This is a genomic window from Martinezella sp. CNPSo 3957 (assembly GCF_057784395.1).
In genome coordinates, this window is the sequence record NZ_JBXSOU010000003.1 from 105320 (window position 1) to 127880 (window position 22561).

Genomic DNA, 22561 nt, shown 5'->3' on the forward strand with positions numbered 1-22561 from the left:
AGTCATCCGACGCCGGCTCCGCGGTTTGGAGCAGGCATCTATTTTCTCGTGGTCTGTTTTCGGCCGCGAGTTGTCGTTCTCTCGGGTATGCTTTCCCCATACTCGTTCCACCATGCCATCAAGGCTTCCATGGTCGGTCCAAGCCCGCTTGCCTTCGCAGTGATCTCATACTCTACGCGAGGCGGAACTTCGGCGAAGACTGTGCGCGAGACAAGGCCATCCGCCTCCAGCTCCCGCAATTGCGCGGTCAGCATGTGCTGGGTGATGCCCGGAATCGCCTTACGCAGCTCGTTAAATCGATAGATCCGGTGGTTGAGAAGCCACATGATTTCCAGCTTCCATTTCCCCGAGAGCAGCGCGAATGCGCGGCGCATCTCCTCATGCATATTGATGCCTGGCTCATTAGTCTGGTTTTCCATACTTACTACGCCAAATTCATCCTACTTGTATAGATTCATTTAATACCACATTTTCAATCCGCATACCGGAGAAATGGCGGATCACTATTCCGGACATCGAAAATCTTGAACGGAACAAGCTGCCGGAGCCATCCGGCGGCAACGGATATCCCATGTCTGAATTCCATGTTTACTGGGCCGCGACAGCCCTGCTTGTCCTGCTGTATCTGGCCTCTGCCGTGACCTACGTCGTCAAAACCGAGTGGGTACGGCAAACGATCCTCGGGTACGGCTACCCCGGCTATCTCGTCCACCTTCTGACTTTCGTGAAGCTCGCTGCCATCGCCGCTGTCGTTTCGCGGTTCAACGTTGCCGTCAGCGATCTGGCCTATGCGGGCATGTTGTTTCACCTCCTGCTTTCCGGACTTGCCCACATAGGCGTCCGAAAACCCTCAGGCGCTCTGCCGCCTGCAGTGGGATTGGCATTGCTCGCGGCCTCCTTCGCCACGCAGAACGCGGGACGCGAAACTCCCTCGCCATACGCCCTTGCGCAGGCGCTCTGATTGCTCAAACCGAAAGGAAATCGAATGGGAAAGCTAACTGGAAAAGTGGCTATCGTCGCCGGTGCCGGCAGGGGCATCGGACGTGCCACGGCGGAACTCTTTGCGGCGGAAGGCGCGAAGGTCGCGGTATTGTCGCTCACCCCAGCCAACGTGAATGCGGTCGTCGCTCACATCCAATCCAAGGGAGGAACCGCGCTCGGCGTGGTCTGTGACCTCAGTTACGGCGAGCAGATCGCCGAGGCAGTGGCAAAGGTGGTGCGGACATTCGGAGGGGTCGATATTCTGGTGAATGTCGCATTCGACCCGACGGTCGTTCACTCCTCGATCCTCGATCTCTCCGTAGAACAATTGCAACGCAACTTCGATATGGGCCCGATTGCATATCTGCGAACCATGCAGGCCTGCTATCCATACCTGAAAGCCAGCGGAGAAGGCCGTGTGATCAACTTTGCGTCTCTGGCAGGCATTCTCGGCATGTCCCCTTACGGGCCATACAACCTCGCCAAGGAGGCCGTACGCGCTCTCACGAGGTCCGCTGCCCGCGAATGGGGTCCGGACAATATCACCGTCAATAACCTCCTGCCCGTAGCCGACACTTGGGGCGCAGGACCCGACACTCCTCCACCAACGAATGCCCTTGGCCGCTTCGGCTCACCCGAAGACGATGTCGCACCCGTCGTCCTTTTCCTTGCCAGCAGCGATTCGAGATTCATCACGGGCTCAAGTCTGACGCCCGATGGTGGCCAGATCATCGACAGCGCCCGATAGCTCCCGTTGGAGCACCGCATGAACACATCGGTGTTCATCCGGCCCGATGCGGGATGGCGATTGCGGATCGGAAACTACCCATAAAAAAGGGCCCGCTTTTGCGGGCCCCAATCTTGTCCACCCCGCAAGGCTAAAGCCTCGCAGCGGGTGAAACGAATTAGCTGTTGACCGAGTCCTTCAGGCCCTTGCCGGGCGTGAACTTCGGTACGTTACGGGCAGGAATATCGACCTCGGCGCCGGTGGACGGGTTACGGCCCTTGGTGGCTGCACGGTGAGAAACGGTGAAGCTGCCGAAACCAGCAAGGCGAATGTCGCCGCCCTTCTTCAGTTCGGCCTGGACAGTATCAAAAACAGCGTCGACAGCGGAAGCAGCGTCAGCCTTCGTGATACCGGCCTTCTCGGCCACTGCGGACACGAGCTCATTCTTGTTCATGTTTCCACCCCTTTCTCTGGTATGAAACGACTTATCAGTAAGCGGGGTGCAAATAGGAATGCTCTTACCCGCCGCAACCCCAAAAGCCCTGCAAATCAAGGAAAAGCAAGCGTTGGCATACGCTTTTCACAAAAAAGACCGGCAAAAATGCCGGTCTTTTCGTCCATTTATGTCAATTCGACAGAATTGAGGCGAAGGGGCTCAATGAGCGATGGTAGAACCCACATCGTCGACGCCTTCGACCGTTGCGATCACAGGCGTTTCCACGGTGCCATCCCACTCGATCGGCTCAGGACGGCGAACAAGCGCGTGCTTGATCACCTCGCCCATGCGCGACACGGGGATGATTTCCATGCTGTTCTTCACGTTGTCCGGAATCTCCGCCAGATCCTTGGCGTTTTCTTCCGGGATCAGCACCTTCTTGATACCGCCACGCAGTGCTGCGAGCAGCTTTTCCTTCAGGCCGCCGATCGGCAGCACACGGCCGCGCAGCGTGATTTCACCCGTCATGGCAACATCCTTGGAAACCGGGATGCCGGTCATGATCGAGACGATTGCGGTTGCCATGGCGACACCGGCCGACGGACCATCCTTCGGCGTCGCACCTTCCGGCACGTGCACGTGGATGTCGCTCTTATCGAAGCGAGGCGGCTCGATGCCGAAATCGACAGCGCGCGAGCGGACGTAGGAGGCCGCCGCCGAGATCGATTCCTTCATGACTTCCTTCAGGTTGCCGGTGACCGTCATGCGGCCCTTGCCCGGCATCATCACGCCTTCGATCGTCAGCAGCTCGCCGCCGACTTCAGTCCAGGCAAGACCGGTGACAACACCGACCTGATCGTCGCGCTCGGCTTCGCCATGGCGGAAGCGCGGCACGCCGAGATAGTCGGAAATATTCTCCGCCGTAACGGCAACCGACTTCACCTTGCCCTTGATGATCTCGGTGACCGCCTTGCGGGCGAGCTTCATCAATTCGCGCTCGAAGTTACGAACACCGGCTTCGCGGGTGTACTGCTGGCTAATCGCCATCAGGGCACCGTCGGTGACCGAGAATTCCTCCGGCTGCAACGCATGTTCCTTGATGGCCTTCGGCAGCAGGTGCCGCTTGGCGATCTCGCGCTTTTCATCTTCGGTATAGCCGGCGATACGGATGACTTCCATGCGGTCCATCAAGGGCGCAGGGATATTCAGCGTATTCGCCGTCGTGATGAACATCACATCCGACAGGTCATATTCGACTTCCAGGTAGTGATCCATGAAGGTCGAGTTCTGCGCCGGATCCAGCACTTCAAGCAGAGCCGAAGACGGATCGCCGCGATAGTCCTGGCCGAGCTTGTCGATCTCGTCGAGCAGGAACAGCGGGTTGGACTTCTTCGCCTTCTTCATCGACTGGATGACCTTGCCGGGCATCGAGCCGATATAGGTGCGGCGGTGACCGCGGATCTCGGCTTCGTCGCGAACGCCGCCAAGCGCCATGCGGACATACTCACGGCCGGTCGCCTTGGCGATCGACTGGGCGAGCGAGGTCTTGCCGACGCCCGGAGGGCCGACGAGGCACAGGATCGGGCCTTTGATCTTCGTCGCGCGAGCCTGGACGGCCAGATATTCGACGATGCGTTCCTTGACCTTTTCCAGGCCGAAATGATCCGCTTCGAGGATCTTCTCGGCATTGTTCAGGTCGGTCTTGATCTTCGACTTCTTGTGCCAGGGGATGCCCAGCAGCCAGTCGAGATAGTTGCGCACAACAGTCGCTTCAGCCGACATCGGGCTCATCTGCCTGAGCTTCTTCAGCTCGGCATCGGCCTTTTCCTTGGCTTCCTTCGACAGCTTGGTCTTGGAGATGCGCTCTTCCAGTTCGGCCATCTCGTCACGGCCTTCTTCGCCGTCGCCGAGCTCCTTCTGGATCGCCTTCATCTGCTCGTTCAGATAGTATTCGCGCTGCGTCTTCTCCATCTGGCGCTTGACGCGCGAGCGGATGCGCTTCTCGACCTGCAGAACCGAAATCTCGCCTTCCATGAAGCCGAGCGCCTTTTCCAGGCGAGCCTTGACGCTGGTGGTTTCCAGCATTTCCTGCTTTTCGGTGATCTTGATCGAAAGATGCGATGCAACGGTGTCCGCCAGCTTCGAATAATCATCGATCTGGCTGGCTGCACCGACCACTTCCGGCGAAATCTTCTTGTTGAGCTTCACATAGCTCTCGAATTCGGAAACGACCGAGCGGCTCAAAGCTTCGAGCTCGACCTGGTCTTCTTCCGGCTCAAGCAGGACATGGCCAAGGGCTTCGTAGAAGTCTTCACGGCCGGTATATTCGTCGATTTCTGCGCGCGCACGGCCTTCCACCAGCACCTTGACGGTGCCGTCGGGCAGTTTCAGCAGCTGCAGGACATTTGCAACGGTACCGACCTTGTGGATGGCGTCCGGCGCGGGATCGTCATCGCTGGCATTGATCTGGGTGACGAGCATGATCTGCTTGTCCGAACCCATGACCTCTTCCAGCGCGCGAATGGATTTCTCCCGTCCGACGAACAGAGGCACGATCATGTGGGGGAAGACCACGATGTCGCGCAACGGCAATACCGGATAGGCAATGCTGTCGTGTGCCGCAGACGTTTTCTTACTCATGTCATTTCCTTTCCGTCGTCCCGTTCCCGGGCTCTCTGCCGGCTTGGGGGAGTTAGCCGGCTCTCTCACTTGGTAAACAAGTGGAGCTTCACACTGCCTATTTCAAGTCACAGGAAACGCCCGCCAGAAGGCAACGATCCCGCATATCCGCAAGGAGGAACGCAACAACAAAACACCAAAGCCCGACAACTCGAACGCTGCCGGCGACGTTAAGATCCGAAGAAAAACGCCGGGCCTACGCCCTGTCCGCCTCGTGCTCCAGAATCATGCCATCATGGCTGCAGCAGGGGCTCTTCACAACCGGTTCCGACGGCATTCCCTTAAGCTTATCCAAGACTTTATCAGCAAACCGTGCGATTTTTCAAACAGAAAGGGGCCCGTCGATGACGAGCCCCCGATTCGTGATCACGGATGATGGATCAGGCCGTTGCGTTGGCCTTCTCCTCCTGCCGGTCAGCATAGATGTAGAGCGGGCGGGCCGAGCCGCGAACCACCTCCTCGGAAATGACCACTTCGCGCACGCCTTCCAGCGCCGGTAGCTCGAACATGGTATCGAGGAGGATCTTCTCCATGATGGAACGCAGACCACGGGCACCCGTCTTGCGGACGATCGCCCTGCGGGCGATTTCGCGCAGAGCGTCCTCGTGGAAGGTCAGCTCGACATCTTCCATCTCGAACAGGCGCTGATACTGCTTCACCAGCGCGTTCTTCGGCTCGGACAGGATCTGGATCAGCGCATCCGCATCCAGATCTTCCAGCGTCGCCAGAACGGGCAGACGACCGATGAATTCCGGGATGAGACCGAACTTCACCAGATCTTCCGGCTCCAGCTCGCGCAGCACTTCGCCGACGCGACGGTCATCTGGTGCCTTGACGGTCGCGCCGAAGCCGATCGAGGTCTTCTCGCCGCGGGCGGAGATGATCTTGTCGAGGCCGGCAAACGCACCGCCGCAGATGAAGAGGATGTTGGTCGTGTCCACCTGCAGGAATTCCTGCTGCGGATGCTTGCGGCCGCCTTGCGGGGGAACCGAAGCCACCGTGCCTTCCATGATCTTGAGAAGCGCCTGCTGCACGCCCTCGCCCGAGACGTCGCGCGTGATCGACGGATTGTCCGACTTGCGGGAAATCTTGTCGACTTCGTCGATGTAGACGATACCGCGCTGTGCGCGCTCGACGTTGTAGTCGGCAGCCTGCAGCAGCTTCAGGATGATGTTTTCGACGTCTTCGCCGACATAGCCTGCTTCGGTCAGCGTCGTCGCATCGGCCATGGTGAAGGGAACGTCGATGATGCGGGCGAGCGTCTGAGCAAGATAGGTCTTGCCGCAGCCGGTCGGGCCGACGAGCATGATGTTCGACTTCGCCAGCTCGACGTCACCGTTCTTCGATGCGTGAGCGAGCCGCTTGTAATGGTTGTGAACGGCTACGGAGAGGATCTTCTTCGCCTGCCGCTGGCCGATGACGTATTCGTCAAGAACCTTGATGATGTCCTGCGGGGTCGGAACACCGTCACGAGACTTCACCATCGAGGATTTGTTTTCCTCGCGGATGATGTCCATGCATAGCTCGACGCACTCGTCGCAGATGAATACGGTCGGTCCGGCAATCAACTTCCGGACTTCATGCTGGCTCTTACCGCAGAACGAACAATAAAGCGTGTTCTTTGAGTCGCCGCCGTTGCTGCCGCTGACTTTGCTCATATCACTTTCCTTCCAGCACGCCGCAAATTTCCAGCTTGAAATCGCGGTCCACTCTATGCGCCCGCCGGACCTGCCCCTCGTTTGCAGATCGCGGCGCCCTTCAGGGTACTGAACGCAGGCCAGGCAACCAAACCGGAACTGCGTGGCAACGATCCCCCTTCGAATGCCGAATGCTATGTCATAAAAACGCTACATAGCATTAATGCGTACTATTACCGCGTTCTGCTCCACATTAAACCCCTATTCGATCACAAATGGGATAGAACTGTGGCGTAGAAGTCACCGCCTAGTGGATAATCACGAGGCGGTTTCACCTTCTATTTCAGTACGCGACGTCAGCACCTTGTCGATCAGACCCCATTCCTTGGCCTCGTCGGAGGACATGAAATGGTCGCGATCGAGCGTCTGCTCGACCTCTTCGTAGGTCCGGCCGCAATGCTTGACGTAAACCTCGTTGAGACGGCGCTTCATCTTGATGATGTCGCGTGCGTGGCGTTCGATGTCCGAAGCCTGGCCCTGGAAACCGCCCGAAGGCTGGTGAACCATGATCCGGGAATTCGGCGTTGCGAAACGCATGTCCTTGTCGCCGGCGGCCAGAAGCAGCGATCCCATCGAGGCAGCCTGGCCGATGCAGAGCGTCGAAACGGCCGGCTTGATGAACTGCATCGTATCGTAGATTGCCATGCCGGCAGTGACGACGCCGCCCGGCGAATTGATATAAAGGGCGATTTCTTTCTTCGGGTTTTCGGCCTCAAGGAAGAGAAGCTGTGCGCACACCAGCGTCGCCATATGGTCTTCGACCGGTCCGGTCAGGAAAATGATGCGTTCCTTCAGCAGGCGGGAATAAATGTCATAAGACCGTTCCCCGCGGTTGGTCTGCTCGACAACCATCGGCACCAGAGCCATAGCTGTATCGACTGGATTTCTCATGTGCGTCCTTTATCAAACTTGTCCCGGCGACGGAAACGCCGGGAATCGGAGTAAAAATCCTTTACTCCTACATAGAGTGTCCCTGCCCTTCACTTCAAGACGCCCGAAAGCATAACGTCAAAAAGCTCTAATGACCCGCGAAGCGTTCACAAAGCATTTCTAACCGCGGCTCCTCGAATGCCAAGGTGCTGCAGCGACACGCAACCTGCTACTCACCACATTTCCAGATCGCAAGGTGAAGGAAGCATGAAGGCCCGGATCGCACCGATGCATATCTTCAGCACAGGCAAAATTTACCAAGGCACTTAAGGAACTTGCCATCTTATTGGGCAAGGATGAAACGATCGCGGAAATCGTCGTGCTGCTTGCGCCGACGGCCCCAAAACAGCGGAGACGTCCGATCGTGCTGAATATGACGACAGGCCTGACCATCTGGTGCTCGGAAGCCATAACGCTGGCGACCGTTCTCCTTCTCGCCTGGCGGCATGATCGCAAATCCCCAGCCTATTTGATCTGGGCACTGGGCTTCACCGTCAGCGCCGTGGGATTCGCGTTGGTGGCTGCTCGAGATCTCATCCCCGATATATGGTCGATCCAGATCGGCAATGCCGTGGCCCTGCTCGGCGAGAGCGCCTGGATCGTCGGATTCCGCGTCTTGGACAAGCGTAGGCTGGAATGGTCGGCATTCCTGCCGCCGGCCATCTGGCTCGTCGGCGTCAGCCTTCCCTGGGTCACCGGCGATTTCGCCAATCGCGTCATCGTCTATGATCTCGCGGGCGCAGTCGGCGCGACCTTGCTAGCTTTTGCCGTGCATCCAGGCGACGGCCGACGGGAGCCGGCGCGCGGGCAACTCGGCATCGTCTTCGTGGCGCTCGCCTGCTTCTGTTTCGGTTCGGCTCTGTGGATGGTGCTTGCTGCCCCTTCACTGGAAGAGGCCATGATCTATCGCGGCTACATGGCGCTTGGCTACGGGCTGCTCGTCATCATCGCCATCGTTCTCAACGGCAAGCTTCTCATGGAACGCGCCGAGCGCCGCTGGCGGGCGATATCCATCACCGATACTCTAACGGGAGTTCTGAACCGGCGCGGGCTTCAGGAAAGTTACGAGATTCTCGTTGGCAAAGGGCAGCAACAACAGCAAAAGCTTGCCGCCCTACTGTTCGATCTCGATCATTTCAAGAAGATCAACGATCGCCATGGCCATCAGGCGGGTGATGCGGTGCTCGTCGAATTTGCCCGCATCGCTCGTCAATTCGTGCCTCGCACCGGCGCATTCGGCAGAATGGGCGGGGAGGAATTCGTCGCCTTCGTTCCGATAGACGAGCAATCGGAGGCCGAAGCGCTGGCGGAAACCATCCGCGCCGATTTCTGCCGCGTGCCGTTGCTTGCCGGCCGCACGCTGGTGCCGGCAACCGTCAGCATCGGCGTCGCGATCATGCCGCGCGACACCGTCAGCTGGGATCGGCTGGTCTCTTTCGCAGACCATGCGCTTTACGCTGCCAAGCGCGCAGGCCGCAACTGCACCATCCTCTTCAACGAAACTGAGACTGCCAGGGAGCCCGATGCCGCATTTGCAACGGACGAAGGCGAACTTGTGCCGACCCTCGACGACCAGATCCACGCCTTGCGGCGCATGGGTACACTCGCGAGGATGTGACCGGCTTATTCGGCGCATCCCATTCTATCAGCTTTGGTTTGACCAAATCGCATAGCAGCCCACCACGACGGCCATTCCCCAACGCAAAAAGCGCGGCTGAATAGCGCGCTTTCGCAAATTTGGCAGCAATGTCCAGCCGTATCAGCCGTAACGACCGGTGATGTAGTCTTCCGTGCGCTTGACCTTCGGCGCCTGGAAGATCTGCTCGGTCTGGCCGTATTCGATCAACTCACCAAGATACATGAAGGCAGTGCTGTCGGAGATACGGCTCGCCTGCTGCATGTTGTGCGTGACGATAACGATGGTGAAGTCGCCCTTCAGCTGCGACACAAGTTCTTCGACCTTGGCGGTCGAGATCGGATCCAGAGCCGAGGTTGGTTCATCGAGCAGAAGGACTTCGGGACGAATGGCGATGGCGCGAGCGATGCAGAGGCGCTGCTGCTGCCCACCGGAAAGGCCAAGTCCGCTCTGGTGCAGCTTGTCCTTGACTTCGCTCCACAGCGCCGTTTCCGTCAGCGCCGCTTCGACGCGGGCGTCCATTTCCGACTTGGAGACCTTCTCATAGAGGCGGATGCCGAAAGCGACGTTCTCATAGATCGACATCGGGAACGGCGTCGGCTTCTGGAACACCATGCCGACCTTGGCGCGCAGATCGTTCAGATCGACGTCCTTGGTGAGGATATTGCGGCCATCCAGCAGAATCTCGCCCGCAACCGTCTGACCCGGATAAAGGTCATACATGCGGTTGAAGGTGCGCAGCAACGTGGACTTGCCGCAGCCTGAAGGGCCGATAAAGGCGGTGACCGCGTTTTTGCGGATGTTCATATTCACGCTCTTCAGAACGCGATGGCCGTTCTGATAGGTGAAATCGAGGTTCTTCACCTCAAGCTTCGCCAGGCCGAGATCCGAATGGGAAGCAGCATCCTTCCCCGGCTGTGCGTTGACGCTCTGGAAATTGCTGTCGCTCATGTTCATGGTCTCATTCCTATCGTTCGGCGGCTGCGTCACTGGCGGCGCCCACTCAAGACACGGGCAAGGATGTTAAGCGCAAGGATGGCAACGGTGATGATCAACGCGCCGGCCCAGGCCAGCTGTTTGAGATCCTCGCCAGCATCGGCGGCGAGCGTATTGATCGCAACCGGCAACGTAGCGATCGGACCGGTCAGGTCTGTATTCATGAATTTGCTGTAACCGGCCGTAAAGAGCAATGGCGCGGTTTCGCCGCTGATGCGGGCGATGGCCAGCAGGATGCCGGTGAGGATGCCGGTCCAGGCGGAACGGTAAACCACCATCATCATGGATTTCCAGCGCGGCGCGCCGAGCGCCGCGGTCGCCTCACGAAGCGCGTTTGGCACCAGCAACAGCATGTCCTGTGTCGTGCGATTGACGACCGGAAGCGCGATCAGCGCCAGCGCAAGGATGCCCGCGATAGCGGAGTTGCCATGCATGGGCACGACCACCGCGCCGTAGACGAACACGCCGATGATGATCGAAGGCGCGGACAGCAGGATGTCGTTGAGGAACTTGGCAGCCTCGGCAAGTTTGCTGCCGTTGGCATATTCCACAAGATAGGTGGCGGCAAGAATGCCGATCGGCGCAGCGATCACGATCGCGAGACCCGTAACCAGCACGGTGCCGTAGATCGCGTTGATCAGACCGCCGCGCGAGCCCTGGGCCGGGATCGACATGGTGAACACGTCGAGGCTGAGCGCCGATATGCCGCGATAAAGCAGGGTCGCAAGGATCACGCTGAGAAAGAAGATGCCGAGGACCGCCGCGATGAGGCACAAGACCATCATCACCCGGTTCTTCCCATAACGCCTCGACACGAGGTTCTGACGAATTGCATTGTCCATGGCTTTTTTCCTCAGTGCGAGTCGCCGCGGCCGATCATCCATCTCGCCAGCGCAAGCACGCAGAAGGAAAGGACGAACAGGAGCAGGCCGAGCGCAATCAGGCTCGACAATTGCAGACCGTCGGCATCGCCGAAATTGTTCGCGATCTGGGCGGAAATGGTGGTGGACGGCGAGATGATCGACGATTGCAGACGGCTCACCGAGCCGATAACGAAGGTGACGGCCATGGTTTCGCCGAGCGCGCGGCCGAGACCGAGCATGATGCCGCCGACGAGGCCGCGGCGTGTATAGGGAATCAGGATGTGGCGAGCCACTTCCCATGTGGTCATGCCCATGCCGTAGGCGGATTCGCGCAGCATCGGCGGCACAGTGCTGAACACGTCGCGGGAAATCGCGGTGATGAACGGCAGGATCATGACGGCCAGCACGAGGCTTGCCGTCAGCAGGCCGACGCCCGGCGCCGGCGGCTGGAACAGCAGGCCGATCACCGGCACCTGGCCGACAGTCGCCATCAGGAAAGGCAGGATATTGTTTTGCATCAGCGGCACGAGAATGAACAGGCCGACGATGCCATAGATAATGGAGGGAACGCCCGCCAAAAGCTCGATGGCCGTGCTGATCGGACGGCGCAGGCTGCCGGGGCAAAGTTCCGTGAGGAAGATGGCGATGCCGATGCCCAGGGGAACGGCAATCAACATGGCGATGAACGAACTTACGAGTGTGCCGACCACGGCAGGGACGGCGCCATAAATATCGGCCGGCGCGCTCCACTTGGTGCCCCAAAGGAACGACAACCCAAAGGTCTGAAATGTGGGTAAGGCATCGATGACAAGAACCACAAGGATTGCCAGCAGCAGAAGCACGACAAGAATAGCCGAGCCAAGCGTCATCAAATAGAAAATCCGATCCTGTATCCGGAATTTTCTGGTCGCGGCGGAGGTATTCACAGCCTGGAAGCCAGCCATCTGAGTCGCGTCAGCCATCGATTTCCCCTTGTCCTGTCACGAAAGGCGGACAGGGAAATACCCTGTCCGCCGCAACTTTTTCGCCTAGCACAAATTACTTCGTGCCGAAGTCCGTCTTCCAAGACTTCTCGACGATCTCGACAACATTGTCCGGAACCGCAAGATAAGACAGCGCGGTCGCGTCCTTCTGGCCATGCTCATAGGACCACTTGAAGAACTTCAGTGCTTCTTCGTTCTTAGCAGCATCAGCCGGCTTCTTGTAGAGCAGAACCCAGGTCGAAGCGGCAATCGGCCAGCTCTTTTCGCCCGGCTGATTGGTGATGATCAGGTTGAAGTTCTTGGCCTTGGCCCAATCGGCGTTGGAAGCGGCAGCCTTGAAGGTTTCCAGGCTCGGCTCGATAACCTTGCCGGCAGCATTCTTCATCTTCGCGAAACCGATGTGGTTGGCGACGACGTAGGAATATTCAACGTAAGAGATCGAGCCAGCCGTCTGGTTGACGGTGGTGGAAACGCCTTCCGAGCCCTTGGCGCCAAAGCCGACCGGCCATTCAACAGCCGTGTTCGAGCCAACCTTTTCCTTCCACTCCGGCGAAACCTTCGCCAGGTAGTCGGTGAAGTTGAAGGTCGTGCCGGAGCTGTCGGCGCGGTAAACGACCGAGATCGCCGTGGACGGCAGCTTCACGTCCGGGTTGAGAGCCTTGATGGCTGCATCGTCCCACTTGGCAATCTTGCCGAGGAAGATGTCGGCCAGCGTCTTGCCGTCAAGAACGAGTTCGCCCGGCTTTACGCCTTCGACGTTATAGGAAACGACGATACCGCCGGAGATCATCGGGAACTGGGCAATGCCGTTCTTCTCGAGGTCGGCGTCGCTCATCGGCTTGTCCGAAGCGCCGAATACGATGGTCTTGTCGAGGAGCTGCTTGATGCCGGCGCCAGAACCGACCGACTGGTAGTTGACGACGTTGTTCGTCGCAGCCTTGTAGCCTTCGGCCCACTTGGACAGAACCGGTGCAATGAAGCTCGAGCCAGCGCCCGTGATGTCGGCAGCGGAGGCCGAAGCGGACATAGCCGCGATGAGGCCTGCAGTCAGGCAAAGCGAACGGAGTTTCAGGTTAAGCATAGTAGACTCACTTCCTCAAGTGAATGAAAGGATGGCGAGCAGAAGATCGGCGTGAGGTTGCCCATGGTAAACGAACCTCCCCGCCTGAAGTCTCCCGGCGACAGACTTGGCTCTAAAGACGCATTGTTTCAGTTTGATGACAGTTTAATGAAGCGGTAGTGACACAACCTGCGGCAATCATCGCCGCCATTGCGGAACGGTGTCAAACGAGCTGCGCCAACGGGCGCATGAACGTGAACTTCATGTTCTGATTCAAGAGCATCGTCAGAGACGGATCACGTAATCCTTGCGAGTCGTTTCAATAACTTCCCAGGTCCCCTTGAAGCCCGGCCTCAAGATAAGGCGGTCGCCTGCGCGCAGATGGAAGGTCTCGCCATTCTCACTCGTCACAATTGAATAGCCGGAGAGGATATGGAAATATTCCCATTCGTCATAGGCGATCCTCCATTTGCCTGGGGTTGCTTCCCAGATACCGGCATAGAGGCCGCCATCAGCCTCATCCAGGCTCCAGGTTCGGAATGTCGGGGCTCCCGAAATGAGGCGATCGGCTGCGGGCGCGCCCGTTTCCGGTTCGACGCCGCCGATGTCCACTGCCAGATAGGTCGTCACGAATGCCTCCTATTGATTGCCCCGTGTGGCTCTCCGCGAGCTCAAGGACATGCGAACCCGAAACGCACATCATCCTGACCTGCCGCCCGATATCAAGGCCCCACCTTTCAGGGAAACGTCAGAAAACAATGCCCTAGTGCGCTTCGTTAATCTGGCTCGACCATCTCAAGCGGGCCGAAATCGTAATCGCGGTCCAGAAGGAGACAGCATGTATGAACTAGATGCCGTTATAACAGGGTGGATCAATGGCATGGCCGGAAACCCGACGGTCGACCGCCTGATGATCCTAATCTCGGCATACGGCGTTCCCTTGTTGATCGCTCTTGTCGCTATCCAATGGTGGGCCAGAGAACGTCGACCGGAAACCCGACACGCACTCGTTGCTGCGGGCCTGACCTTCGTCGTCGGTCTCGGTATCAACCAGGTCATCCTGCTTTTTGTCAGCCGCGTTCGCCCGTATGATGCCGGGGTCACCAAGCTACTTGTAGATCGCAGCAATGACCCGTCTTTTCCCTCTGACCACGCGACGGCCGCCTTCGCAATCGTTGCCGCATTTACGCTTCAACGCATGCCAGGGCGGAGCCTCTTCTTCCTACTCGGCGCGATCCTCGTATCCTTCTCCCGTGTCTACGTCGGCACGCATTATATGAGTGACGTCATGGGCGGGGTGCTTACCGCCGTTTTCGCGGCGATCCTGGTCAAGACGCTCTATCGTCCTGAAACCCGGCTGGATCGCTTCGTAACCGGCATCCTATAGGGTCAAATTTGCAGAGGCCCGTAAGAATTGCCGAGGCCATATCTGCGAGCGTCCTGTTTTCAGGTTTTTTTGGCGGTCGATTCAATGCAACCTGATAAAAAGTTGTCAAAGGTATGTGAGGAACCACATCAGACTTTCGCCAGCGCCTGCTCCAGATCGGCGATGATATCCTTGACGTCCTCGATACCGATGGAGAGGCGCACCACATCGGGGCCGGCGCCGGCTGCGACCTTCTGTTCGTCGCTCAGCTGCTTGTGCGTGGTCGAAGCGGGATGGATGACGAGCGAGCGCGTGTCGCCGATATTGGCAAGATGCGAGAATAACTGCAGGCCTTCGACCAGCCCCTTGCCGGCTTCATATCCCCCCTTCAGACCAAAGGTGAAGACGGAGCCGGCGCCCTTCGGCGAGTAGCGCTGCTGCAGCGCGTGGTTGGGATCGTCCTCAAGGCCGGCATAATTGACCCATGCCACCTTTTCCTGCCCCTTCAGCCAACGTGCAACGGCAGCCGCATTGTCGGAATGGCGCTGCATGCGCAGCGGCAGCGTCTCGATGCCCGTCAGGATCAGAAAGGCATTGAATGGCGAGATGGCCGGTCCGAGATCCCGCAGGCCCAGCACGCGGCAGGCAATGGCGAAAGCGAAATTGCCGAAGGTCGCATGCAGCACGATGCCGTTATATTCCGGACGCGGTGAAGACAGCATGGGATAATTGCCCGAGGCGGACCAGTCGAAAGTGCCCCCATCGACGATAATGCCACCCATGGAATTGCCATGGCCACCGAGGAACTTCGTTAGGGAATGCACGACGATATCGGCGCCATGCTCCAGCGGCCGGATGAGATAGGGGCTTGCGAGAGTATTGTCGACGATCAGCGGCAGGCCATGCTCGTGCGCGACGGCCGCGATCGCGGCGACATCGACAAAGGTGCCGCCCGGATTGGCAAGGCTTTCGATGAAGATAGCGCGCGTACGGCTGTCGATCTGCGCTTCGAAGGTCGCCGGATCGGCGGAATCAGCCCAGCGGACCCGCCAGTCGAAATTCTTGAAGGATTGCCCGAACTGATTGACCGAACCACCATAAAGCCGTTTGGCCGCGACGAAATTGTCGCCCGGCTGCATGATGGCATGGAAGATGAGGAGCTGCGCTGCATGACCGGAGGCGACGGCCAGAGCCGCAGTGCCACCTTCGAGGGCAGCTACCCGCTCTTCCAGCACGGCCTGGGTCGGGTTCATGATGCGGGTATAGATATTGCCGAACTGCTGCAATCCGAAGAGAGCGGCTGCATGATCCGCATCCTGAAAAACGAAGGATGTCGTCTGGTAGATCGGCGTCGCGCGCGCGCCTGTCGCCGGATCCGGCTGCGCGCCGGCATGGATTGCAAGCGTGTCGAAACCTGGGTTGTTTGCTGGCATATCTTTCCTCCCGCCGGATTTTGTTCGCAACGGGAAAAGCATAACGCCTGGCGTATGAAAGTTAACCGCGAACTTTGCCGTGCTTTTCGGCTCGCGGAAAAAACTTGCCATCTTTCGGTGAGATCGCGCGATAAACGGCCGGATGCCGTCGATCCGCTGTGATCTCGATCAGGCGACCAGGCGCGGATATTCGATGGCCGGGCAACGATCCATCACGACCCTTACACCCGCCGCCTCCGCTCGCGCCGCGGCGGCGTCGTCACGCACGCCGAGCTGCCCCCAGATGACCGGCGGCCGCGGCTCGATCATGATCGTCTCCTCGACCACCGATCGGAGATATTCGGGCGCCCGAAAAACATCGACCATATCCACGGGCTCGGGGATATCGGCCAGACGCGCATAGACCCACTGCCCCAGAATTTCCTTGCCGGACTGCCCAGGATTGACGGGGATGACGCGATAGCCCCTGTTCAAAAGATAGGCCATCACGCCGTTGCTCGGGCGCGCGGGATTGGGCGAAGCGCCGACGAGCGCGATGGTCCTCACGGACAAGAGGATATCGGCTATATAGGAATCGTCATAACTGTCGTGGTTCATCACGAAGCCTCCCGCTCCGATCACACTTGCGTTTTGCCATAAATACGGAAACCGCGATGGCGGTCTCCGTGTATAGTATATTATAGCAACTTCAGGGAGGATTACTCAGATGAAAAAAATCATCCTGCTCGGCCTGCTCATTACATCGGTCGCAACGCCGGCCCTGGCTATCTCGCGCTACAATTCCATGTCCATGACCTGCGCCGAAGCGAGGGCTGTCATCAACCGGGAGCGGGCGGTCATTATGCGCTATCCTGCAAAGAGAACGCAGAAAATGACGCTCTATGATCGCTATGTCGCCGACAGCGGAGCGTGCGACCAGGGCTTTTATGCCTACCAGGACTATCTGCCCACCAAAGATCGAGCCTCGTGCCCGGTTTATATATGCCGGCCGACGACCGATCTGGATGACGACGATTTGATTTTCCGGCGCTGATCGAAGTACGCCCGAACGGGATGTGGTGGACGATTCATGCGCTCGTCGCGATGACCACCGATCACAATCTATGATCGCAATCGGCACTGTGCACCTTCGGCACTATTGGCATCCTTGTATTTTCCGCGAGGCTGTCCGGAGGTCATTCTTCAAAGCGCTTTTAGTCACTTTTGTGCGCCCGGAAAGTTGCGTTCTCATGAAATGCAATCTTTGTTCTCTATTTATTCACATGTAATTTAGAAAATACGCATGAATAATGAATTCACATGAGAACCGATTGCGAACATGGAACATCCACCTACTTCATAAGTTCTCCACAGAATAATTGTCGAACTCTCGCAATGAGATATGTAGAAAATTGTCCGTTTCTCGATCCTATACTTGGATATAGACGATTTTTATCGCCTCTGATTGGCGGCAGCAGCTGTTAACTGTAATATTTTTCAACTGCTGTAGAATTATCCACCCTTCCTCATGCGGCGCTTACGGTTGCGCCGGCAACAAAAAACAAGTTTATGGCGAACCCCCATTGTTCCTGACGATAAGTAGCGGTGCGACCGTCCGGCGCGCTCTGTCGTTTTTAAGTAAGAAGTGTCTAATGCTACTCCCGCGTTCACAGGACATGCGATATTTGTTCGCGCTTCATACTCTAGTAAATTAGTTATTTATAATACCAACGCGAACAATAAAGAACGCAACGAGAACGCGACTCTCGATGCCGGCTATCGATCACCACAGGTGGAACAAGCCTTCAAAGTTGCCGATATTTCGTTGCTTTTCGATGTATTGCGGATCATATGGGGGCCGCATTCCCACAAAATGCCAAGCGCTGCCATGCACCTGCCAAATCGCGAGGTTTTCCGTGTCTCTCGACGTTATCGCGCTCGTCCTCTTCGGCGCCCTGCTGCATGCGACGTGGAACGCGATCATCAAGGCGGGAACCGATAAATCGCTCGATGCGGCACTGGTCTCGGCAGGCGGCGCGGCTGCGGCCCTTCCTCTGTTGCCATTTCTGCCTTTGCCGGCCTCCGCCGCCTGGCCTTTCATCGGGGCTTCGGCCATCCTGCAATTTGCCTATTTCCAGCTTGTGGCGGCAGCCTATCGTGCCGGCGACATCGGGCTTGTCTATCCGCTGATGCGCGGTGTAGCACCTCTCATCATCGCCTCGACAAGCAGTTTCATCCTGAAAGAAACTCTTTCGGGCGGCGCATTGATCGGAACCATGACCATCTGCGCCGGCATATTGACGCTTGCCTTCGAGGCCCGAAAGGGCAGCCGTCGGGCGATCGTCCTGGCCCTTGCCAATGCCGTTGTTATCGCGACCTACACCTATGTCGACGGCATCGGTGCGCGGGCGTCGGGCAATTCGGTATCCTATACCCTATGGATGGCGCTCTTGCCGCCCATCCTCCTATTCGCCTGGGCAATATCGCAACGCGGCCTCAATGCCGTCGCCGCCCATGTCCGCTATAATTGGTGGCGCGGGCTTATTGGCGGAGGCGGCTCGATCGCATCCTACGGGTTGGCGTTGTGGGCGATGACCAAGGCGCCGGTCGCCATGGTCGCCGCCTTGCGCGAGACTTCGATCCTCTTCGCTTTGGTGATATCCGTCGTCATTTTGAAGGAACGCTCCAGCATCTGGCGCTATATTGCCGGCGCCATTATTGCTGGCGGAGTGCTGGTTTTACGGCTGGGCTGACCATAAATTATGTGGTTTTATTTTACCACACAAGCAACATATTGATTTTGCTTTATAATTTTTACAGCCCGCCAGTCAGGCGATATTGACCCTGGCTCTTAATCGATCTATAAGCCGCCTCAGATCGCAGCCTTTCCGGGCTGCTTTCTTTTTGGCGCGCCTCCATGCGAGCCAAATCAAGCAACAAGAAACGCCCAGACGCCTTCGGGCCAAGGGTCCTAAAAGAGAGTATGCAACATGGCAACCTTCTCCCAGAAGCCTGCAGAGGTGGAGAAGAAGTGGGTTCTCATCGACGCCGAAGGGCTTGTCGTTGGCCGTCTCGCTTCTATCATCGCAATGCGTCTGCGCGGCAAGCATAAGGCTACCTTCACGCCACACGTCGACGACGGCGACAACGTCATCGTTATCAATGCCGACAAGGTCGTCTTCACCGGCAAGAAGTACGAAGACAAGGTTTACTACTGGCACACCGGTTATGCCGGCGGCATCAAGGAGCGTACGGCTCGCCAGATCATCGAAGGTCGCTTCCCGGAGCGCGTCGTTGAGAAGGCCGTCGAGCGCATGGTTCCCCGCGGCCCGCTCGGCCGTCGCCAGATGAAGAACCTGCGCGTCTACGCCGGCTCCAACCATCCCCACGAAGCTCAGCAGCCGGTCGTCCTCGACGTCGCCAAGCTGAACAAGAAGAACGTAAGGAGCGCCTGATAATGGCTGACCTCTCCTCCCTGAAGGACCTCGGCACGACTTCGGAAGCAGCTGCTGCTCCGGTTCACGTCCGCAAGGTTGACTCGCTCGGCCGCTCCTACGCGACCGGCAAGCGCAAGGACGCCGTCGCCCGCGTTTGGGTCAAGGCCGGCTCCGGCAAGATCATCGTCAACGGCAAGGACTACACGGCTTATTTCGCCCGTCCGGTTCTGCAGATGATCCTGCGTCAGCCGATCGTCGCTGCTGCCCGTGACGGCCAGTTCGACATCATCGCAACCGTTGCCGGCGGCGGCCTCTCCGGCCAGGCCGGTGCCGTTCGTCATGGCCTGTCCAAGGCGATCACCTACTTCGAACCGGGCCTGCGCTCGGTGCTGAAGAAGGGTGGCTTCCTGACCCGCGACAGCCGCGTCGTCGAACGTAAGAAGTACGGCCGCGCAAAGGCACGTCGTTCCTTCCAGTTCTCCAAGCGTTAATCGCTTATCCGAGATCGGATTATTGGAAAGGCCGGGGTTTCCCCGGCCTTTTTCTTTGCAGCATTGAAATGATGCAGATTTGCCGAGGCAGGGAATGCTTTTTATGGCAAAGTCCTCTTGCAAGCATCGGGGGAGTTTAATGCGCAGCCTCATCTTTTCGCTTCCATTCCTGATCGGCATGGCATCATCGGCTCTGTGCGACGACGCCCAGCCAATTCCCCCAGCCGACAAGGCCGCGGAGATGCAAAGCATGAAGGATTTTCTCCAGGCAAACGCGGACTGTCGCGAGTTCAACGACAGCTGCTCCTATTGTGTCGTGACCGATGGGCAGGCCAATTGCTCGACGCCGCAGATCGCCTGCGTGAAAAAGGCGTATCAATGCACCGCTCGATCGGGCAAATAGTCGTCGGATCTTAGTTTACGATTCCAGCCCGAATTTCGAGATTTGACCGCTCTCCGGAGAAACACCATGAGCAAGAGTACTTCATCGCGTTTCGCGGCCACTCCCGAGCCGCCCTATTATATTGTCACATTCGCGTCGCTCCGCACCGAAGGCGACAACGGCTATGGTTCTATGGGCGACCGCATGGAAGAACTGGCAAGGGCACAGGACGGCTTTCTTGGCATTGAGAGCGTCAGGGAGCCTGGCGGCTTCGGCATCACCAACTCCTTCTGGCGTGACGAGGAAAGCATCCTCGCGTGGAAGAATGTCGTGTCGCATCTGGCCGCGCAGAAACTCGGCCGCGAGCGCTGGTACGAAGAATACAAGGTACGCATAGGCAGGATAGAACGGGCCTACGACTTTCACGCAAATAAAGGAGAGGCCCTTGCCGAGCACGTCGATTGACCATGCCTTCACCGCGGCAAGTCTGACCTCGGCTGCCAGCGATCCGACCTTTGCCGGCGCGCTCTCCTTCATGCGCCGCCGGTTCACCAAATCGCTCGAAGGCATCGATGCTGCGGTCTGGGGCATCCCCTTCGATGCCGCCACCTCGAACCGGCCGGGAACGCGCTTCGGGCCGCAGGCGATCAGGCGTGCCTCCGCGATCTTCGACAACGATCCGCAATATCCATTCAACCGCGATCTCTTCGCCGACATGGCCGTCATCGATTATGGCGACTGTCTGCTCGATTACGGCAATCATCAGGATACGCCCGCTGCAATCGAAAGACAGGCGGCGACGATCCTTGACAGCGGTGCCTTCCTGCTGACGCTCGGCGGCGATCATTTCGTCACATGGCCGCTGTTGAAGGCGCATGCCTCCAAGCACGGGCCGCTTGCACTGGTGCAGTTCGATGCTCATCAGGATACCTGGTACGACGACGGCAGGCGTATCGACCACGGATCCTTCGTCGCACGCGCCGTACGCGACGGGCTGATCGATCCCGACCGCTCCATCCAGATCGGCATCCGCACGCATGCGCCTCACGATTTTGGTATCCAGATCCTCTATGGCCAACAGGTCGAGGACATGAGCGCCGGCGACATCGCTTCGACGATCATCTCGCATACCAAGGGCGCGCCGACTTATCTGACCTTCGATATAGATTGCCTCGATCCGGCCTTTGCTCCGGGCACGGGAACGCCGGTCGCCGGAGGCCCTTCCAGCGCCAAGATCCTGTCGGTGCTGCAGCGGCTGCATCGGCTGGATATCCGGGGCGCCGACGTCGTCGAAGTCTCCCCTGCCTACGACCACGCCGACATCACCGCCATTGCGGGAGCGACCGTGGCGATGTATATGCTCGGTCTCCACGCCGAACGACGTGCGAGCGGTCGCTGAGACATGATTTTGGGATAGGCGGGCCGGTTTTCGAAAACCGTCCTCCCGCTTCCGCAGCGGCTGTTATGAAATTGAATCAACTGCATGGCAAACTGAGTCCGGAAACACTCTCAACCTATTGAAAGAGCAGGAATAAGATGGCACCGAAGATCTTCATCGATGGCGAACACGGAACCACGGGCTTGCAGATCCGCACGCGCATGGCCGACCGCCGCGATGTCGAGCTGCTGTCCATTCCCGAAGCCGAACGCCGCAATGCCGCCATGCGCGAGGACATGCTGAATAGCGCCGATATTGCCATCCTCTGCCTGCCCGACGATGCGTCGAAGGAAGCGGTGAAGATGGTGGCGGGCAACAACAATGTCCGCGTCATCGACACCTCGACGGCCTTCCGCATCCATCCAGACTGGGCCTATGGCTTTGCCGAGATGGACAGCAACCAGGGCAACAGGATCAAAGCGGCGCGTTTCGTCGCCAATCCCGGCTGCTATCCGACGGGTGCGATCGGCGTCATCCGGCCGCTACGCGCCGCCGGCATCCTTCCGACGGACTATCCCGTGACAGTGAATGCAGTGTCCGGCTACACCGGCGGAGGCAAGCAGATGATCGCCCAGATGGAAAATTCCGATCATCCGGATGCGATCACCGCGCCGCATTTCCTCTACGGCCTGCCGCTGACCCACAAGCATGTGCCCGAGATGACGACCCACGGCCTGCTAGAGCGCGCGCCGATCTTCTCGCCCTCCGTCGGCCGCTTCCCCCAGGGCATGATCGTGCAGGTGCCGCTGCATCTCGGCGATCTTGCGGAAGGCGCAACGCTGGAAAGCATTCATGCCGCACTCGTCGAGCATTACGCCGGTCAGGATATCGTTCAGGTCGTTTCGCTCGATGAGAGCCGCGCCCTGCCCCGCATCAACGCCGTCGAGCTCGCCGGCAAGGACACGATGAAGCTCTTCGTCTTCGGCACGCCGGGCGGAGCGCAGGTCAATCTCGTTGCCCTGCTCGACAATCTCGGCAAGGGCGCATCGGGTGCAGCCGTACAGAACATGGATCTGATGCTGAGCGCGTAGCTCAGTCCAATGCGGA

General features: G+C 58.4%; 24 protein-coding genes. 12 read left to right on the forward strand and 12 right to left on the reverse strand.

All coding sequences use genetic code 11. The features are described 5' to 3' along the window. Positions 1-38: 38 nt before the first annotated feature. The gene (locus AC13QE_RS08935; protein WP_488483393.1) at positions 39-419 is read right to left on the reverse strand and encodes a winged helix-turn-helix transcriptional regulator; all 381 of its coding nucleotides are present in this window, start codon (positions 417-419) and stop codon (positions 39-41) included. A gap of 152 nt (positions 420-571) precedes the next feature. Here AC13QE_RS08935 and AC13QE_RS08940 point away from each other — a divergent pair, with 152 nt between their 5' ends. Continuing rightward, the gene (locus tag AC13QE_RS08940) at positions 572-961 is read left to right on the forward strand and encodes a DoxX family protein (RefSeq protein WP_488483394.1); all 390 of its coding nucleotides are present in this window, start codon (positions 572-574) and stop codon (positions 959-961) included. A 24-nt stretch (positions 962-985) separates the two neighbouring features. Next, positions 986-1729, forward strand: a complete 744-nt coding sequence (locus AC13QE_RS08945; protein ID WP_488483395.1) for an SDR family NAD(P)-dependent oxidoreductase — start codon at positions 986-988, stop codon at positions 1727-1729. A gap of 157 nt (positions 1730-1886) precedes the next feature. On the opposite strand, the gene hupB is transcribed toward AC13QE_RS08945, so the two are convergent. The 4 genes from hupB to clpP all read right to left on the reverse strand — a co-directional run bounded on the left by hupB (position 1887) and on the right by clpP (position 7411). Beyond that, complete coding sequence (gene hupB, locus AC13QE_RS08950) at positions 1887-2162, reverse strand: DNA-binding protein HupB (RefSeq protein WP_015339480.1); 276 nt, start codon at positions 2160-2162, stop codon at positions 1887-1889. Positions 2163-2363: 201 nt separating this feature from the next. Further along, positions 2364-4784 (reverse strand): endopeptidase La, encoded by a 2421-nt coding sequence (lon, locus tag AC13QE_RS08955; RefSeq protein ID WP_488483396.1) that lies wholly within the window; start codon positions 4782-4784, stop codon positions 2364-2366. Between the two features lie 419 nt (positions 4785-5203). Next, positions 5204-6481 (reverse strand): ATP-dependent Clp protease ATP-binding subunit ClpX, encoded by a 1278-nt coding sequence (gene clpX / locus AC13QE_RS08960; RefSeq protein WP_015339478.1) that lies wholly within the window; start codon positions 6479-6481, stop codon positions 5204-5206. A gap of 297 nt (positions 6482-6778) precedes the next feature. Further along, positions 6779-7411, reverse strand: a complete 633-nt coding sequence (gene clpP / locus AC13QE_RS08965; RefSeq protein ID WP_015339477.1) for an ATP-dependent Clp endopeptidase proteolytic subunit ClpP — start codon at positions 7409-7411, stop codon at positions 6779-6781. Positions 7412-7814: 403 nt separating this feature from the next. Here clpP and AC13QE_RS08970 point away from each other — a divergent pair, with 403 nt between their 5' ends. After that, positions 7815-9068 (forward strand): GGDEF domain-containing protein, encoded by a 1254-nt coding sequence (locus tag AC13QE_RS08970; RefSeq protein WP_488483728.1) that lies wholly within the window; start codon positions 7815-7817, stop codon positions 9066-9068. A gap of 141 nt (positions 9069-9209) precedes the next feature. Here the strand turns inward: AC13QE_RS08970 and pstB are convergent, their stop codons facing one another. From pstB to AC13QE_RS08995, 5 genes are all read right to left on the reverse strand, one after another. Next, positions 9210-10043, reverse strand: a complete 834-nt coding sequence (gene pstB, locus AC13QE_RS08975; protein WP_132716705.1) for a phosphate ABC transporter ATP-binding protein PstB — start codon at positions 10041-10043, stop codon at positions 9210-9212. Positions 10044-10072: 29 nt separating this feature from the next. After that, the gene (gene pstA / locus AC13QE_RS08980) at positions 10073-10924 is read right to left on the reverse strand and encodes a phosphate ABC transporter permease PstA (RefSeq protein WP_488483397.1); all 852 of its coding nucleotides are present in this window, start codon (positions 10922-10924) and stop codon (positions 10073-10075) included. Between the two features lie 11 nt (positions 10925-10935). Continuing rightward, positions 10936-11907 (reverse strand): phosphate ABC transporter permease subunit PstC, encoded by a 972-nt coding sequence (pstC, locus tag AC13QE_RS08985; protein WP_113229636.1) that lies wholly within the window; start codon positions 11905-11907, stop codon positions 10936-10938. A 76-nt stretch (positions 11908-11983) separates the two neighbouring features. Then, on the reverse strand, positions 11984-13009 hold the full coding sequence (gene pstS, locus AC13QE_RS08990) for a phosphate ABC transporter substrate-binding protein PstS (RefSeq protein ID WP_015339472.1): 1026 nt from the start codon (positions 13007-13009) through the stop codon (positions 11984-11986). A gap of 264 nt (positions 13010-13273) precedes the next feature. Further along, complete coding sequence (locus AC13QE_RS08995; RefSeq protein WP_488483398.1) at positions 13274-13618, reverse strand: cupin domain-containing protein; 345 nt, start codon at positions 13616-13618, stop codon at positions 13274-13276. A gap of 208 nt (positions 13619-13826) precedes the next feature. On the opposite strand from AC13QE_RS08995, the gene AC13QE_RS09000 reads away from it, so the two are divergent. Beyond that, positions 13827-14375 carry a phosphatase PAP2 family protein gene (locus tag AC13QE_RS09000; protein ID WP_488483399.1) on the forward strand — a complete coding sequence of 183 codons (549 nt, stop codon included), beginning with the start codon at positions 13827-13829 and terminating at the stop codon, positions 14373-14375. 128 nt (positions 14376-14503) lie between these two features. On the opposite strand, the gene AC13QE_RS09005 is transcribed toward AC13QE_RS09000, so the two are convergent. Continuing rightward, positions 14504-15787: an O-acetylhomoserine aminocarboxypropyltransferase gene (locus tag AC13QE_RS09005; protein WP_488483400.1), complete on the reverse strand. Its 1284-nt coding sequence runs from the start codon at positions 15785-15787 to the stop codon at positions 14504-14506. A gap of 168 nt (positions 15788-15955) precedes the next feature. Continuing rightward, the gene (locus AC13QE_RS09010) at positions 15956-16384 is read right to left on the reverse strand and encodes a CoA-binding protein (RefSeq protein ID WP_112337558.1); all 429 of its coding nucleotides are present in this window, start codon (positions 16382-16384) and stop codon (positions 15956-15958) included. Between the two features lie 109 nt (positions 16385-16493). Here AC13QE_RS09010 and AC13QE_RS09015 point away from each other — a divergent pair, with 109 nt between their 5' ends. From AC13QE_RS09015 to argC, 8 genes are all read left to right on the forward strand, one after another. Next, positions 16494-16820, forward strand: a complete 327-nt coding sequence (locus tag AC13QE_RS09015; RefSeq protein ID WP_132716324.1) for a hypothetical protein — start codon at positions 16494-16496, stop codon at positions 16818-16820. Between the two features lie 862 nt (positions 16821-17682). After that, positions 17683-18519, forward strand: a complete 837-nt coding sequence (locus AC13QE_RS09020; RefSeq protein ID WP_132716323.1) for a DMT family transporter — start codon at positions 17683-17685, stop codon at positions 18517-18519. A 237-nt stretch (positions 18520-18756) separates the two neighbouring features. Next, positions 18757-19221: a 50S ribosomal protein L13 gene (gene rplM / locus AC13QE_RS09025; RefSeq protein WP_004122374.1), complete on the forward strand. Its 465-nt coding sequence runs from the start codon at positions 18757-18759 to the stop codon at positions 19219-19221. A 2-nt stretch (positions 19222-19223) separates the two neighbouring features. After that, positions 19224-19694 carry a 30S ribosomal protein S9 gene (gene rpsI / locus AC13QE_RS09030; protein WP_075852256.1) on the forward strand — a complete coding sequence of 157 codons (471 nt, stop codon included), beginning with the start codon at positions 19224-19226 and terminating at the stop codon, positions 19692-19694. 94 nt (positions 19695-19788) lie between these two features. Further along, positions 19789-20097, forward strand: coding sequence for a hypothetical protein (locus AC13QE_RS09035; RefSeq protein ID WP_488483401.1), 309 nt, complete (start codon positions 19789-19791; stop codon positions 20095-20097). A gap of 66 nt (positions 20098-20163) precedes the next feature. After that, positions 20164-20541 carry an antibiotic biosynthesis monooxygenase family protein gene (locus AC13QE_RS09040; RefSeq protein WP_132716322.1) on the forward strand — a complete coding sequence of 126 codons (378 nt, stop codon included), beginning with the start codon at positions 20164-20166 and terminating at the stop codon, positions 20539-20541. Continuing rightward, positions 20522-21475, forward strand: a complete 954-nt coding sequence (gene speB / locus AC13QE_RS09045) for an agmatinase (protein WP_488483402.1) — start codon at positions 20522-20524, stop codon at positions 21473-21475. Before AC13QE_RS09040 ends, speB begins: the two co-directional genes overlap by 20 nt. 137 nt (positions 21476-21612) lie before the next feature. Next, positions 21613-22545 carry an N-acetyl-gamma-glutamyl-phosphate reductase gene (gene argC / locus AC13QE_RS09050; protein WP_488483403.1) on the forward strand — a complete coding sequence of 311 codons (933 nt, stop codon included), beginning with the start codon at positions 21613-21615 and terminating at the stop codon, positions 22543-22545. Positions 22546-22561: the final 16 nt, after the last annotated feature.